This window comes from Haloferax chudinovii, assembly GCF_042663345.1.
GTDB classification, from domain to species: domain Archaea; phylum Halobacteriota; class Halobacteria; order Halobacteriales; family Haloferacaceae; genus Haloferax; species Haloferax chudinovii.
Genome location: NZ_JBHTAB010000013.1, coordinates 55,999 through 71,800, shown reverse-complemented (window position 1 = coordinate 71,800; position 15,802 = coordinate 55,999). Strand labels below are relative to the sequence as shown.

General features: G+C 64.0%; 9 protein-coding genes and 2 pseudogenes. 4 read left to right on the top strand and 7 right to left on the bottom strand.

Annotated elements, in window-relative coordinates:
• Nucleotides 1–98: 98 nt before the first annotated feature.
• A complete protein-coding gene (locus ACFQI8_RS18020; RefSeq protein WP_390247290.1) occupies nucleotides 99–1,757 on the top strand; it encodes a multicopper oxidase family protein in 1,659 nt (552 codons plus the stop codon).
• A gap of 11 nt (nucleotides 1,758–1,768) precedes the next feature.
• Here the strand turns inward: ACFQI8_RS18020 and ACFQI8_RS18015 are convergent, their stop codons facing one another.
• Complete coding sequence (locus tag ACFQI8_RS18015) at nucleotides 1,769–2,374, bottom strand: YqaA family protein (protein WP_390247244.1); 606 nt, start codon at nucleotides 2,372–2,374, stop codon at nucleotides 1,769–1,771.
• A 193-nt stretch (nucleotides 2,375–2,567) separates the two neighbouring features.
• On the bottom strand, nucleotides 2,568–5,594 hold the full coding sequence (locus ACFQI8_RS18010; RefSeq protein ID WP_390247242.1) for an FAD-binding and (Fe-S)-binding domain-containing protein: 3,027 nt from the start codon (nucleotides 5,592–5,594) through the stop codon (nucleotides 2,568–2,570).
• A 154-nt stretch (nucleotides 5,595–5,748) separates the two neighbouring features.
• Between ACFQI8_RS18010 and ACFQI8_RS18005 the strand changes: the two genes are divergently transcribed.
• Entirely contained in the window at nucleotides 5,749–6,630 is an 882-nt protein-coding gene (locus ACFQI8_RS18005) for a GAF domain-containing protein (RefSeq protein WP_390247288.1), read from the top strand.
• Nucleotides 6,631–6,883: 253 nt separating this feature from the next.
• A complete protein-coding gene (locus ACFQI8_RS18000; RefSeq protein ID WP_390247240.1) occupies nucleotides 6,884–7,648 on the top strand; it encodes an IclR family transcriptional regulator in 765 nt (254 codons plus the stop codon).
• An 84-nt stretch (nucleotides 7,649–7,732) separates the two neighbouring features.
• Here the strand turns inward: ACFQI8_RS18000 and aceB are convergent, their stop codons facing one another.
• The 5 genes and pseudogenes from aceB to ACFQI8_RS17975 all read right to left on the bottom strand — a co-directional run.
• On the bottom strand, nucleotides 7,733–9,043 hold the full coding sequence (gene aceB, locus ACFQI8_RS17995; protein ID WP_390247238.1) for a malate synthase AceB: 1,311 nt from the start codon (nucleotides 9,041–9,043) through the stop codon (nucleotides 7,733–7,735).
• Nucleotides 9,044–9,501: 458 nt separating this feature from the next.
• A complete protein-coding gene (locus tag ACFQI8_RS17990; protein ID WP_390247236.1) occupies nucleotides 9,502–10,239 on the bottom strand; it encodes a beta-galactosidase small subunit-related protein in 738 nt (245 codons plus the stop codon).
• Between the two features lie 93 nt (nucleotides 10,240–10,332).
• Nucleotides 10,333–11,697: a beta-galactosidase domain 4-containing protein gene (locus tag ACFQI8_RS17985; protein ID WP_390247233.1), complete on the bottom strand. Its 1,365-nt coding sequence runs from the start codon at nucleotides 11,695–11,697 to the stop codon at nucleotides 10,333–10,335.
• A complete protein-coding gene (locus tag ACFQI8_RS17980; RefSeq protein WP_390247231.1) occupies nucleotides 11,694–12,182 on the bottom strand; it encodes a LamG-like jellyroll fold domain-containing protein in 489 nt (162 codons plus the stop codon). The genes ACFQI8_RS17985 and ACFQI8_RS17980 overlap by 4 nt, the downstream gene beginning before the upstream one ends.
• A gap of 238 nt (nucleotides 12,183–12,420) precedes the next feature.
• A pseudogene (locus tag ACFQI8_RS17975) lies at nucleotides 12,421–14,127 on the bottom strand (glycoside hydrolase family 2 protein); the annotation flags it as partial.
• Nucleotides 14,128–14,713: 586 nt separating this feature from the next.
• Between ACFQI8_RS17975 and ACFQI8_RS17970 the strand changes: the two are divergent.
• Nucleotides 14,714–15,713, top strand: a pseudogene (locus tag ACFQI8_RS17970) (IS630 family transposase).
• Nucleotides 15,714–15,802: the final 89 nt, after the last annotated feature.

The following is a 15,802-nucleotide window of genomic DNA, read 5'->3' as shown; positions in this document are numbered from 1 at the left end:
GTTCAGGGTCCATCATGACAGACTGGTCTAGGCGGCGGTTTCTACAGACAGGCGCAGCCCTCGGCATCGCCGGAACGCTCCCGCAGACGACAACGAACGTGTCGGCGGCGTCACCGGCGTTGGATAAGTTCGTGCAACCGCTCCCGATTCCGTCGGTTCGAGAGCCCGACGGACAGCGAGACGGCGCGGACGCCTACGAGATATCGGTCACCGAGTTCACCCAACAGCTCCACCCGGACCTGCCGGAGACGACAGTCTGGGGGTTCGACGGGTCGTATCCCGGACCGACCATCGAGGCGGACGCCGGGAGTCCGGTCCACGTTCGCTTCGACAACAGCGACCTCCCCGGCGAGCACCTGTTCAACGTCGACGAGCGAATCGGCGGCACGACCACGGAGAACCACACCGGCTACGACGGCCCGGTCCCGGAGGTTCGGACCGTCACCCACTTCCACGGCCTCGAAGTCGCCCCCGCGAGCGACGGGCAGTCCGACATGTGGACCTCGCCGGGCGGGGTCGAGGGGCCGCGGTTCGACTCGGAGTGGCAGGAACTCCCGATGGAACAGGGGCGAACGACCTCGACGTATCACGACCACACGCTTGGAATCACCCGGCTCAACGGCTACGCCGGACTCCTCGGCCTCTACTCGATTACGACCGACGCTGAGCGGCAACTCGGTCTGCCGTCGGGCGACTACGACATCCCGCTTTTGCTGCAGGACAAGGAGTTCAACGACGACGGCTCGTTGCACTACCCCGAGGAGTTCGTCTCGGCGTTCCTCGGCGACACGGCCGTCGTCAACGGGGCCGTGTGGCCGTACGTCGAGGTCGAACCGCGGCGGTACCGCCTCCGCGTCGTGAACGGCGCGAACCACCGGTCGTTCGACCTCCAGTTCGAGAACGAAAGCGGGTCGGGCGTCCCGACGATGTATCAGTTCGCGCCCGGTCACGGCTTCCTCGAATCCGTCGTCCCAATCGGGCCGAGCGGCGACCTCGATTCGCTCCTGCTCACGCCCTTCGAGCGCGGCGAACTCGTCGTGGACTTCTCCGACCACGCGGGCGAGACGCTCACGCTCACCAACGGCGCGGACATGGGGCCCGAACTGACCGACCTCGTACAGTTCCGCGTTTCAGACCCGTCGACGCCGCCCGAAGACGCGAGCGCCGACCCGACGGGCCTGTCGCTGCCCGCGCCGACCTCGTACGACGAGAGCGACGCGCGGGTGACCCGCGAGATGACGCTCGGGTCCGAGGTGAGAAACGGCCTCATCACGAACACGCTGAACGGGCACGTCTTCGGCGACGAGGACGCGCCCGTCTACCCGCAACTCGGGTCAACCGAGATATGGGAACTGCAGAACGAGTCGGGCGGACGGCACCCGATTCACCTGCATCTCGTCACGTTCCGGGTCATTGGCCGCGGGCCCGACGGGACCCAACCCCCGGACCCGAACGAACTGGGGCCGAAGGACACCGTCCGCGTCGACCCCAACGAGCGCGTGCGGATAATCGCCACGTTCGAGGGGTACACCGGACAGTTCCCGTGGCACTGCCACATGCTCGAACACGAGGACAACAAGATGATGATTCCGTTCGTCGTCGAGAACCCCATCGCGGCCTACGCGAACGAGAAGAACGTCGTTGACGCGACGGGCCTGACCGACGCGGTCGGCGACTGGCGGAACGACGACCTCGAAACCGAGGTCCTCCTCGAAGTCATCGACCAGTGGCGGAGCGGCGACGAGGTCGCCGACTGAGCGCCGTCGAGTTACTGCATCGGGTCCGCCGACGGCTCCGAGAACCACCGACTGCGCACGGCGTACGCGACGAGGACGGCCGCGGTGGCGACGCCGATAATCGAGTACACGTCGACCTCGGAGAGCGACCGGGCGGCCTCGCCGAGGTAGATCGCCAGTATCGCTTCGAGCGCGTACCGTCCGCCGCGGCCGAGCACCGACGCCGCGAGGTACGTCCGGAGGTCGAGGTCGAACACGCCCGACCCGATAGAGAGCAGTTCGTACCCCTCCGGAATCGGCGCGAACGCCCCGAACGCGACCGTCACGAACCCCGAACGCTCGAAGTAGCGCTCCACCTTGTGAATCCGCTCGCCCGCGAACCGCGAGTCCAGCGCGCGTCGACCGCCCTTCTTTCCCATGAGGAATCCGACCAGCCCCGCCGACACCGACCCGACGGTGGCGACGACCGCGTACAGGAGCGCGAACTCGGGGTTCGTCGCCGAGAGCGGGACGAGCACCAAGTCCGGCGGGACGGGCAGCAAGAAGAATTCGAGGAACGCAACGAGCAACAGTCCCGGCGCGCCGAGCGAGGCGAAAAACGCGGTCGATAGTTTGACAGTCTCCAGTACGTCTAGCATCGTCGTCTCTACGCACCCGCTGCTGTCAGTAATAAGTATCGCCGGTCGTGAACTTCGGCTCCGCGGGCGGGAGCCTGCGACACGAAACGTCGCCGCGGGTGCAAAGCGGCGGGTTCGGTGCTGGTTCGTGAGTCGCGTCGGGCGTTGTGGTTCGCGGGGGAGTGCGTCAGGCTATCGGCTGTCGGTGACGTGGTCAGTCGAGGGCTTCGGCCATCTTCTCGATGGGATGCGGCGGGCGGGACTCGCCGGGTCTGTCGCCGAGTTGGGAGCGACACGACGCGCCGGGTGCCGTGACGACGTCGCCGGGGCTGTCGTCGACCTGCCCGAACAGGATTTCGCCGATACCCTTCGAGAGTTCGTAGTGCTCTTCCTCGTAGCCGAACGACCCGGCCATCCCGCAGCAACTGGAGTCGAGCGGGTCGACGGCGTAGCCGGAGCGACGAAGGACGCCCACGGCGTGGTGGTCCTTGTTCGTCGCCTTCTGGTTGCAGTGGCCGTGGTACGTCAGCGTCTCGGCGGGGGCGTCGAAGTCGAGGCGGTCGTCGGCGCGCACCACGTCGAGGTACTCCATGATGCCGTAGGCCGACCCCGAGACGAGTTCGACGGCCGTCCCGTCGAGGAGGTCGAGGTACTCGTCTTGGAACATCACCGCGTCCGAGGGCTCGACGAAGACGACGCTCCAGCCGTCGTCGACGGAGGGACGGAGCCGCCCGACGTTGTGTCGCGCTCGGTCGCGGGCCGTGTCGAGCATCCCCATCGAGAACGCGGCGCGACCGCTCGATTCGAGGTCGCTCGGAATCCGAACGTGGACGTTCGCGGCTTCGAGCACCTCGACGGCGGCCTTGCCGGGTTCGGGGTAGTTGTAGTTGGTGTAGGTGTCGGGGAACAGAAGCACCTTCCCCCGGGCCTCGGCGGGCGGCACGGTCGACCCGCCGCGGGCCTCGAACCACTCCTCCAGCGACTCGCTGCTGAAGGTCGGCAGTTCGCGCTCGCTTGAGATGCCGAGGACCTTCTCCATCAGGAGGCGGCTCCCCGGAAGCTCCGCGGCGACGTTCGAAAGCGGGGCCAGTTTGCTCCCGAGTTCCGACAGCGTGTCGATATTGCCGAACACCCGCGAGCGGAGGCTGGTGCCCTCTTTCTGGTGGTACTGGTGTTTCACCTCGGATTTCAGCTTCGCCATGTCGACGCCGGTCGGGCAGTCGCTCTGACAGCCCTTACAGCCGACACAGAGGTCCAGCACCTCGGTCTGGAAGCGCTCGGAGTACAGTTCGTCCTCGGGGAGTTCGCCCGAGATGGCGGCCCGAAGCATGTTCGCGCGGCCGCGAGTCGTCTGGACTTCCTCCTTCGACGCGCGGTAGGTCGGGCACATGGTGTTCGAGTCGGTCTGTCGGCAGGTGCCACAGCCGTTACAGAGCTCGACGAGGTGCGAGAAGCCGCCTTCGTCGGAGAAGTCGAGGTCGGTCTGGGGCTCGACGGACTGGTAGTCCGGACCGTACCGGAGGTTCTCGCGCATGTCCGCGCCGACGCCGCGGTCGCTGTCCGGTCCGGGGTCCGAGGGTCCGTCACGGTAGACGACGTTGCCGGGGTTGAACACCCAGTCGGGGTCGAACGCCGTCTTCAGTTCCTTGAACGCGCCCCAGAGTTCGGGCCCGTACATCTTCGGGTTGAACTCGGTCCGGGCCATCCCGTCGCCGTGTTCGCCCGAGAAGGCTCCGTGGTGTTGGACGACGAGGTCGGTCACGTCGTCGGTGATGGAGTGCATCTTCTCGATGCCCTCGTTCTCTTTGAGATTCAGAATGGGGCGGATGTGGAGCGTCCCCGACCCGGCGTGGGCGAAGTACGCGGCCGACGTGTCGTGGTCCTCCAGCACGTCTTCGAACTTCTGGACGTACTCCGCGAGTTCCTCGGGCGGGACGGTCGCGTCCTCGATGAACGGGTACGGCTTCGGGTCGCCTTCGAGGCTCATCAACAGCGGAATCGCGGCTTTGCGGAGCTTCCACAGTCGGCCTTGGCTCTCCTCGGAGTAGGCTTCGAGCACGTCGAACGCCGCGCCGGAGTCGACGAAGTGGGCGTTCGTGTCGGCGACCGCGGCCTCGAAGTCGTCGACGAGTTCGTCGTCCCACTCCAGCATCAGCGCCGCCTTCGCCCCCTCCGGAATGGGTTCGGCGTACTCGGCGTAGCCCTCAGACTCGCGGGCGAGGCGGAACACCTCGTCGTCCATGAGTTCGACGGCGCTGACGGGGAATTCGAGGGCTTCGGGAACGGCCTCCATCGCATCCACGAGGTCGTCGAAGCAGTACAGCGCGAGCGCCGTCTCGTCCGGTTTGGTGACGAGCGAGACGGTGGCCTCGACGATGACGCCGAGAGTGCCCTCCGCGCCGACGAACAGCTTCGAGAGGTTGATGACCTCCTCGCCGTCGTCGTTCTCGTAGATGACCTTCTGAAGGTTGTACCCCGACACCGAGCGCTTGAGCGACGGATACTTGTTCTCTATTTCTGACTCGTGGTTCTCGACGAGGTCCCGAACCGTCCGGTAGATGTCCGCCTCCAAGTCGCCCTGGGCGAGAATCGACTCGTACTCCTCGCCGTCGAGGACGACCTCGCGGGTGTGAATCCGCGACCCGTCGGCCAGAATCACCTCCAGTTCCTCGGTGTAGGCGTCGGTGATGCCGTAGCGGACCGAATGCGCCCCGGTCGAGTTGTTGCCGATACCGCCGCCCACGGTCGAGCGGTTCGACGAGGCGGGGTCCGGCGCGAACTTCAGTCCGTGGTCGGCGAGCGCGGCGTCGAGGTGGTCTTGGACGCACCCCGGCTGGACGGTCGCGCGCTTCGCCTCCGGGTCGATATCCACGATGTCGTCCATGTACTTCGTGAAATCGATGACGACACACCCCCGGCCGACGGTCTGGCCGCCCAGCGAGGAGCCCGTTCCGCGTGGCAGAACGGGGACGCCGTGATTCGTCGCCGTCTCGACGGCGGCGCGCACGTCGTCGGCGTCCCTCGGCAGGACGACTCCCGCGGGTCGCGCCTGATAGATACTGCCGTCAGTCGCGTACAGCACCTGTGCGTACTCGTCGAACTTCACGTCGCCGTCGACGCGGTCCCGTAACTCCGACGCCAACGCGGAGTACGCCGCCACGTCCGGCCGGTCCAAGTCTAGTGCCGTCGCCGATGTCTCTCCTCCCCGTGGGGAGTCGAGAACGTCTTCAACTGCCATCATCAATGATACACATACACACGGATTAAATCCTCTGGTGTTGCGACGCGTTCTCGTCCCCCAAACTGCCCGCAACGACCGAGGTGGGGATTTATGTTCACGTCCTTGGTACGTAACCACATTCATGGTCAGGTCACCGAACTGGAACCAAACTGACGTGGCACGCGCTGTCCCGGCAGCGTCCGAAACGGAGGTCGACCAACTACTCGCGAGCCTCCAGCGACTGACCGGCATCGGCGTGTGGACGTACGACGTGTCGAGCGACGAGCTGTGGTGGAGCGACGAGGCAAAACAGATACACGGGTTCGACGCGTCGGCGACGCCGACCGTCTCGGACGTCGTCGACCAGTACGCCGAGGCCGACCGCGACGGCGTGATGGGTCGCCTCGCCGACGCTATCGAACACGGCGAGTCCTTCTCTATTGACGTGCGGTACGCGAGCGAGCGAACGACCGAGCGGTCGATACGGCTTTCGTGCGAACCGCTGGTAGAGGACGGTCAGACGGTCACCCTCCACGGCGTCGTGCAGGACGTGACCGACACGAAGCGGCAGGAACAACGCATCGAGATTCTCCGGCGGACGAGCCAGGAGCTACGAAACGCGAGTTCGAAGGCGGAAGTCGCCGAGATACTCGCCGACGCGGCGAAGAACGTCCTCGGTCTCGTCAACACGACCGTCCGGTTGGTCGACGAGAACCGGAACATGCTCCAAACTATCGAAGCGACCGAGGAGTGTCTGGAACGCGCCGGCGACCGCCCGAACTACTCGGTTAGCGAAGACACGCCGGCCGCGCAGACGTACCGGACGGGCGAACCGGTCATTCACGCGAACCACGAGCACACCGAAGACGACCACAGTCGAGGCGCGCTCCAATCGGGGCTGTACGTCCCCATCGGGAGCCACGGCGTGCTCAGCGCCGGCGACGTGGTCGTCAACGCGTTCGAGGAACACGACCTCGAAGCCGCGAGCCTCCTCGGACAGCTCGGCGCGGAGGCCATCACGCGCATCGGTTGGGTGAAACGGTCACGGGCGATTTGACGCGCGAACGAGCGGTCACGACGGGACACTGAACGCGCTCGCATCATTGAAGCGCGACGACGGGGCCGCCCCTCGATTTACTCACGCCCGGACTGTCCGACTGAATGTTATCGGCGTCCGCGTTCGTCGTGGTGTTCCGTTTGTTCCCGAAGAAATCGTGGAGAAACATGCCCGAATTAGCAGGTCTGGCTGGCCAGTTCAGTTGATTTACATTTTGGCAACAGTTATCAACCATCATGATAATAGTCGATGTATGATCGAGAACGTGACCGGGCGACGGCTCAAGACGACCCAGGCCTCGTTGGAGATTCTCAGCCTCATTCTCGAACACGACGGTCTCACGCTCGCCGAACTGGACTCCATGGTCGACAGTTCGAAGAGTTCTATCTGCAGCCACCTCAACACGCTCTTGGAGAGTCGGTATCTGGTCAAACGCGACGGCGTCTACCACGTCAGCTTCCGGGTGGCGCTGTTGGGCGAGCGCGCGAGACACCGGTATCCGAGCGACGAGGTCGTCGAACGCGTCGTGGACGAACTGGCCCGCGCGACCGGTCAAGAGGCGAACTTCACCGTCTTTGAACACGGTCGGCTGCTCATGTGTTACGGCTCGTCGACCGACGAGGGACGGGACGCGAACGGTATCCGATACCGGTCGGAGTATCACCTGCACAACACGGCCGCGGGGAAGGCCATCCTCGCGGAACTGGACCGCGACGAGGTCGAGTCGATTATCGACTACTGGGGCCTGCCGAGGGAGTCCGAGGGGACGATTACGAGCCCCGACCGACTGTTCGACGCGCTCGACGACATCGCCACCCAGGAGTACGCCGTCGTCGACGAGGAGTTCGCGCCGAACCTCATCGCCGTCGGCGCGCCGGTCCACGACGGCGACGGGCGCATCGTCGGCGGCCTCAGCGTCGGCGGGCCGAAGTATCAGGTTGACATGACGCGGCTCGAACGCGAGTTCGCCGACGAACTGCTGAGCGCGGTCGAGTCGTTAGAAGCGGAGCTCTCGTAACCAGGCGCTGTCGTTTCGAGTGCGTCGTACGCCAAAAGGACAGACGCGGGTTGGTTACACGTGTCGGCTGACTGGCTGGCTGCGTTAGTCGTCTGTCCCGACTGCCATCGCGCGCTCGACGATGTCCGCGCCGTACATCTCTTCGAGCGCGTCGTGTTGGTCCGGGCGGTGCTCGTACACGTCTTGGAACAGGGCGACCGGCGTCATCGCGGCTTGATACGTCGCCTCGTCCCACATGCGGTCCTTGGCGATGTCGACTTCGACGTCGTCGATGACCAGCGTCGTCGCCTGCGTCATCGCAATCGCGCCCTTGCCGGCCTCCTTGGCCGCCTCGAACTCCTCCATGGAGTCGACGATGTCGTCCATGCTCGGGACGTAGGTGGTCAGGTCGAGGAGTTCCTCGTGGAGTTCCTCGCCGTCGCACTCCAGTTCCTCGCCGTCGACGCGGAGCACGTAGCTGTCGTCGCCGACCTGTTCGAGCGAGAGTTCGTCGCCGTCGTACACCTGTCGGCCGTCCTCGTCGTCGAGTTCGATTTCGTCGTCGTCGAGTTCGAGGAGCCAACTGCCGGTCTTCGGCGGCAGGGGTGCCTCGTTGGCGGTGACGACCTGTCCGGGCGTGAGCGCCCAGATACCCGTCATCCCCATGGCGCGGTTCTCGACCATGCGCTCGCGGTAGCCCTCCACGTCGCGGATGTCGTCGTAGGGGCCGTCGACGGCGATGCAGTTGGCGGCGCTGGCTCCGCGAGAGGTGTTGTGCCGGAGTTCGGGCCACGCCGGAAGCTCGCCGGTCGGCGTCATGGCGCGCATGTCTTTCGTGTAGTCGACCTGCCCGTCGACGAGGAGGAACAGCCGTTCGAGGTTGTTGGACGGCTTGCCCTTCTCCGCGCGGAGGTCGCTCATCGCGAGTTCGGCCTCGCCGCTCTCGATGATGACCGACATCGAGAGGCGTCCCTCTTCGAGACCGTGTTCGTTCTCGATGATGGTGAGGAACTCGTCGGCCTTCTTCCAGTCGTCGAGGTCGCCGACCTCGGGAATGACGAAGCCGTCGATGTGCTCGACCGCACCGTTTTCGGGGTCGGTGATTTCGAGCATCTGCTTGAAGCCCTCGTACCGGGTCGTGGGGTCGTCGCGGTGCCACACGACGCGGGGGTGAATCTCGCCGGGGAACGACGCGCCGTGCTCGGAGACGACCTCGACGAGGTTCTGGACGCCCTCGTCGCGCATCGACGGTGCCGTGGCGTCTTCGTTGTCCGGAATCCACGTGTCGGGGGCCTGCATTCCCCGCAGTTGTGCCGCGCTCTGCAACATCTTCGCCGAGTTCTCGCCGCCGACCGCCGTCGGCGAGGTGAAGAACGTGCGTACGAACTCTCGTTCGTAGTTTCTGTCGCTACTCATATCGACAGTCGAAACGTCTCTTGCGAAACATATTAAACATTTAGACTCGCCCAATCGGAACTCGCGACTCGACGCTCCGCCGGGAACTGACTTCCGCGACTCGACCGACGATTGCACCGATGAGTAGCCTGTCGTTCGCGCTGTACGTCAGTCAATCATCATCTTACATTATGTAAACGCGTACAATGCTATGTGTTTACATTAAACAGATATAGGGAGTTCGACCAACTATAATTACACCCATAGTTCTGTAAATCAGATCTCGATACCGTCGTGAGAACGACCGTCGTTCGGATTATGAAAAGGGTCCCTAGCCTCTCAGATTCGGTTTGGGGCTCTCGGAACCACGGACGCTCGCGCGACAGTTCCGGTCGTCAGACGGGGTCGGCCTCGGGAGAGGAAATCGCGAAAAAGGGGGGAGCCTCGCAGATGAAAAATTAGAGACGTCGGTTCGAAGGCTACTCCTGCGGGTCGGGGAGCCGTCGGTTCGCCAGCGCCATCGGATCGTCGTCGTCGGGGCCGAACGGCCGAAGGACGACGCCGAACGCGGTCGATTCGACCGGAACCTGATACCGATCAATCGGTTCTGTCGGCGTTCCGCCGAGGCCGGTCACGCGGTGGTCGAGGTTGAACTCGACGGACCCGCGGTCCTCCAGTTCGTACTGGTGTTCTGCCTCCGCGAGATTCGCCCACTGTTCGAGGCTGACGTTGGCGTCCCCCTCGCCGAACATTCCGAGGAGGGAAATGTCGCCGCCCGAGAGCGTCGCCCACCGTGTCTGGGCCTTGTTCCCGTTGTCGGTCGGGGAGAGGTACGGGACGTACTGTTCGTCGACGGAGCCAGCGTAGCGCCCGATTGGGACGCCCCACTTCCGGTCGGGGTAAGTCTCCAGTTCGCCGCGTCCGTACCACTCGAAGTCGTCGAATCGCTCGGGGAGTTCGAGCTGGACGCCAGCTTTTGGGAGCCAGCCGTCGACCGTCTCGCGAAGCCCCTCGTTGGGGCGGGCCTCGACGTCGATTGCCACGTCGCCGCTCCCGTAGACGCGGTAGTGGTAGCTGGTGGCGAACCCCGGCCCGTTCGCATCACCCACACTGTTGAACTCATCGAGCGGCGACCACGCCACAGCGCCGTCGAGCGGCGTGTCCGCGGCGAGCGCACCGAGTTCGTCTTCGGCGAGCGCGCGGTCGTAGATTCGCACCTCGTCCAGCGCGGTCCCGTCGGCGACGCTCGACCCGACCTGCGTCGGCGCGTCGACGTGCTGAAGCGTCCCCTCGTAGGACCCGGTTCCGAGTCATTCCCCGTCGACGAACAGCGTAATCTCGCTGCCGTCCCAGACGCCAGCGACGTGGTGCCAACCCTCGGTCCAGTCGTCCGGCACTGGCCCGTCTGCGACGTGCCAGCCGTCGGCGTTGAACACGAACTCCAGATACCCGTCGCGGCCGCGCTCACGGCGCTTGAGGAGATACTGTCGTCCGCCCTTCGAGACGTAGACCTGCGCCGCACCACCCTCCTGCGGCTCGCCGGGGTGGACCCAGAACTCGATTGTCAGTCCCGGGTCGGTGACGTCGAGGCTTTCGGACTGTCCCAGCGAGAGCGAGCCGTCGTCGGTGAACTCGACGGCCTGCCCGGAGGCACCGGTGACGATTCCGGCCTCACCCGTGAGCACGCCGTCGTTGTCGTGTTCGGAGCGGTCCGGGGTCGCCAGCCGACGGGCCGGCTCAGCGCCTTCGGCGAAGCCCTCGACTGCGACCTCGACGAGCGACTCGTCGCGGCGCTCGGCGCCGACCGACTCGACGGAGTGCGTCAGTTCGTCGAGCCCCGCCTCGTACCATGAGAGCGCGGGGGCGCTCCCCCACTGTTGAATCTCGTTCATGACCGGGGCCCGCCACGAATTGAACAGCGGGCCGCGGTCGAGTAAGTCGGTTCCCTCGTACGCCATCGACGACAGCGTCCCCGCGTCTTCAGCAACGACGTACTCGAAGCCGTCACCGGAGATAGTGATATCACCGCCTTCGTCGACCGAGAGCGGCCCCATCGAATCGAGTGTCGCGATCTCCGGTTCGGGCGCGTCGACGGGGACCGCTAACTGCTCGAACGCGATTTCGTGGCCGGCATCGGCGTACGTGGTGCTTTCCGCCAGCGTGAACCGCACCGTCAGTCGGTACTCGACGCCGGCCCCGGGACTGGACGGCGCTTCGACGGGAAGGCTAACGCGGCGGGTCTCTCCCGGACTGATGTCGACACCGAAGTCGCCGGAGCGGAGCGGTTCGCCGTCGGCGGTCAGTTCCCACCGCCCCTCGACGCCGTCGAGCGACGTGAAGTTGTAGCGGTTCGAGATGTACACCTCTCCCGCCGCGACGTCGGCGTCGGCGACACCGACCGGCTGGTGGCAGTGTTTGAGTTCCCACAGTTCGGGCTGTGGGTCTCGGTCGGACCAGACCAGTCCGTTGAGACAGAACGCCCCGTCGGGGCCGTCGCTATGGTAGAACTGGAACGCCTCGCCGTCCGCCGTGGTGTCGTTCAGGTCCTGGTTGACCCAGTCCCAGATGAACCCGCCGACGAGACTCTTGTCTCGCAGCAGGTCGGCGAAGTCGTACGCGACGGTTGCGCCGTCCGTCAGTTCGCCATCGGCATCGCTCGTCTCGTCGGAGTTCACGGCGCGGTCGTAGATGCCGAGACCGTCGACCGCGAGGTCGGCCTCGCCGCCGATTCGAATCGCTCCTCCCCGGCGCGAAGGCCCGAGACGGAGTGACTCGACTCGCCCGCGAGCGCGCCGTCGACGTAGATTGCGAGCTCGGTGGACCCGGCAACGCCGACGACGGTCGTCCAGCCGTCGAGGCCGCTGTCGGGGACCGGAGCTGAGACCGTTCCCTCACCGCCGCCGACCGAGAACTGGATTTCGCCGTCCGAAAGCGCCAGCTCGAACCTGCCCTCGTCGACGACGATTGGTACGTCGGCGTCCATTCCGATTCTCTCGTCGACTGAAATCGTCGCGCCGACCGTGAACTCGCCGGCGTGTTCGAGTTCGGCGTCGCCTCGAATCTCGATCGCGTCGCCCGCGACGAGTTCGATGGCTCCGTCGGTGTTGCCGCCCGGTGCGGCGTCCGGCCCGGGGACGACAGTCGGCGAACCGACGAGCACGCCGGGGTTCTCGGAGTCCGTCGCCGATGTACGAGCCGTCACCGACCGACAGCAGGGTCCCGATATCGGCGTACCGAGGCCCGAGCATGTCGCTGTACTCGACGTTCCAGCCGCCGCCGTTCGGCTGGTGATAGAGGATGCGGTCAGGGGCGACCCCCTCTACGTCCCCGTCGAACGACTCGACGGTCTCGACGCCGCTGACATCGGCGGTATCCCCGGGGATGAACTCGTCAGAGTCGGCCGCGAGCGACGCCATTTCGATGTGCTCGGCACCGGTCCCCGCCTCGTTGCCGGTCGACCAACTGAAGACCGAGGCGTGGTTGCGGTCTCGAAGCACCATTCGGCGGAACTGCGCGACCGCCTGGTCGTGGTAGACTTCGGTGTTGGCGAGCAGTCCCTGCCACCAGTGGGACTCGACGCAGACTTCGTCCTGCAGGTAGAGCCCGTACTCGTCCGCGAGTCGGTACAGCGACGGGTCGTTCGGGTAGTGGGACGTCCGGACCGCGTTGATGTTGAACTGCCGCATCGTCTCGATGTCCTCCCGAACGCGCTCTATCGGGACCGTCCGACCGAAGTCCGGGTCGGTCTCGTGGCGGTTCACGCCCTGAATATCGACCGACTCACCGTTGACCAGAACCTCGGCCCCCTGTTGTCCGCGAGTGGTCTCGTAGCTCCGGAAACCGACCTTCTCCAGCATCGCCTCCGTTGGCGTGCCGCCCGCGGGTACGAGTTCCAACACGAGCTGGTAGAGGTTCGGCTGTTCGGCCGACCACTTCGCGGGGTTCGGTACGTCGGCATCGAGCGAGACCACCGCACCGTTTTCGTCCACGGTCGCGGTCGACGAGAGGGTCGTGACCTTACGCCCGCGGGGCGGCCGGCCGTCGGGACCGGCGTTGTCCGGCGGGCCGCGGCTCTGCGATGCCTCGTTCCCCTTTTCCTTCCCGCCGTTTCCGCCTGCCGCGCTCGCACCGTTTCCGCGCGGTGGTCCGCGGCCCGGTTTCGTGCGGGCGGTCTCGTAGAGGTGCGCACGAACCACGTACTCGCCGGCCGGAGCATCGCCGTAGTTCGCTATCTCGGCGTCGATACGAAGTTCGCCGTCCTCGTAGTCGTCATCGAGGTCGGTGCGCGCGTAGAAGTCCCTGAGGTGTACCGCCGGCGTCGCGAACAAGTAGACACTCCGGAAGATGCCGGCGTACCGGAACATGTCGATGGTCTCCAGCGTCTCGCTGTCGGACCAGTGGTACACCTGCACTGTGACTTGGTGGTCTCCGCCGGCCTCGACGTGGTCGCTGACGTCGAACTCGGCGGGCGTCATCGACCCCGTCCTGAAGCCGACGTACTCGCCGTCGACCCACGCGAAGAAGGCCTGTTTGACGCCTTCGAAGTGGAGGAACGTCTCACGCCCGTCCCACGTCTCTGGAACTGCGAACGACCGCCGGTACGTGCCGACGGGGTTGAAGTCGTCGTCGTCGACGCCCGGAACGTCGACGGTCCCGTCCTCGTTGGGAACCAAATCGCCGTCCTGATTCGGTTCGTAGACCTCCCACGTGATGGCGTTGTTCGCGTAAATCCGCTCGCCGTACCCCTGCGTCTGCCAGACACCGGGGACGTCTATCGAGCCCCACTCGTCGCCCGCGAGGCCGTCGTACGAGTCGGGAAGTTCGCTCGGCTTCTCGTGAAACGCGAACTGCCATTCGCCGTTGAGTAGCTGAACGTACTCCGACTCCGCGAATCGCGATTCGATTTCCGTAAACGGCTCGTCCGCCGTTCGAGCCGCGTGCACGGACTCGTAGGTAACGGCGCTCGTCACGTGAGTCGGCTCGACGTTCTCCGCGACTCTCTCGGGGTCTTCGAGATACGCCGCGAGATTCGAGATTCGACCCGGGGCGCTTGGCGCATTCGTCGCTGCCGCGGCACCGGACTGTGAACTGACTCCCACGGCCATTGCAGCCATTGCGGTCGCCTGCAAGAACTGCCGTCGCGTCGGTGTGAGCCGACTATCGGGTGACTGTTCGGTTCGTGTCTTCCGCCGATTTGAGTGTGTCATAATGCTTCGAGTGCGCGGTCGGAGGTCCAGGGCAGTCGTCCACCGCGTTCCTGACGCGCAGTTGAGAAACTACGGTCACCGATTTGTAATTATATACAATTAACTTAATCCTAATGGCCCTTTACATAGAGCTAATAGAGTCGGAGCAAGATAGTATCAGGTTTCTGATTTCTTACCACGCAATCGCCGAGTCAGCCCACGTTTATGTCTGCTAGAGGATTTCTCTCTGTGTATTCATGAGTGTATACCGGGAACGACTGTTGAATCCTTGCGGATAGTCGTCGCTCACTTTCGGCCTTCGCCAAGATTACAACTCGTGTACACACTATGCTCTGCGAGCGTGAAGACGGGACTCGTCTTCTGTGTATTCCGCGTCCGCGCATCGCCTGTCGACGCGAGCGAAGAGTCCAGTAACTATCAGCAAAAACGGCGCTGTCTATAGTAACCGTTAGAACTTTTTGCACAACGACTGTTGTGAGAGATAGTGAAGCATCTCGACGAGATCACCGTCGAGGAATTGCAAGACGCCCTCGACAACGTGGACGGAAAGAAGCCGACACAACGGCTCTTAGCAGCTATCGCGTACCAGAATGGGGTGACACAGACCGAGCTAGCCGAGTGGTACGGCGTTCAGCGGCGGACAATCTACAGTTGGCTCAAGCGACTCGACACAGACGAGTCGCTTGAGCGGGCCGTGTCTGACGATAAGCGAACCGGAAGAAAACGAAAACTCTCAGAAACACAGCAAAAAGAATTTGAAGAAACCGTTCACGAACCTCCTGAAGAGGTCGGGGTCGGCGCGCCGGCGTGGACGCCGGCGCTCGTCCAAGACTTTCTCGAAGAAACCTACGGCGTCGAGTATTCAATCCCGAGTTGTCGGCGGTTACTGAAAGAAGCGGGATTGAGCTATCAGAAACCACGCCGGAAAGCCGCCGAAGCCGACGAAGACGAGCAAGAACAGTTCCACGATGAGCTCAAAAAAAGCGGCGGGAGATGGACGCCACCGTAGTCTGTATCGATCAAACCAAGAAATCCGTGCAAGTTGAGCCGCATTCCGCGTGGTTTCCCTGCGGCACGCGGCCCTCTGTCGAACTCTCTGGCCAACGTGATTGGACGTGTCTGTTAGGCGCGATCACCGAGGACGGTGATCGCTTCTTCTCGCGATTCGAAGAGTACGTTACTGCCGATCACGCAAAACAGTTCATTTTAGCACTATGTGAAGAATTTGAAGATGACTTGCTCGTAGTGCTGGACGGAGCGCCGTACTTTCAGGCGTCGGCCGTCACGGACCTGGCGGCCCGTGACGACCTCGCCTTCGTGACGCTTCCATCGTATTCGCCGGAGCTGAACCCGGTCGAAGAGTGTTGGAGACAGCTTCAAGCGGCTCTTAGCAACCGTTCTTCGACTCACTTGACGAGTTAACGACAGCAATTGACACTGCTCTCGAGCAACTTTCGGTCCCAAAAGTGAGTAACTATTTCTAACGACTACTATAGCGACCGCTTTTGCTAACCGATTAGCGTTGCCTTCAAAAAATACTGACCGCCGGTCGGAATCATCAAATATCGTCTAA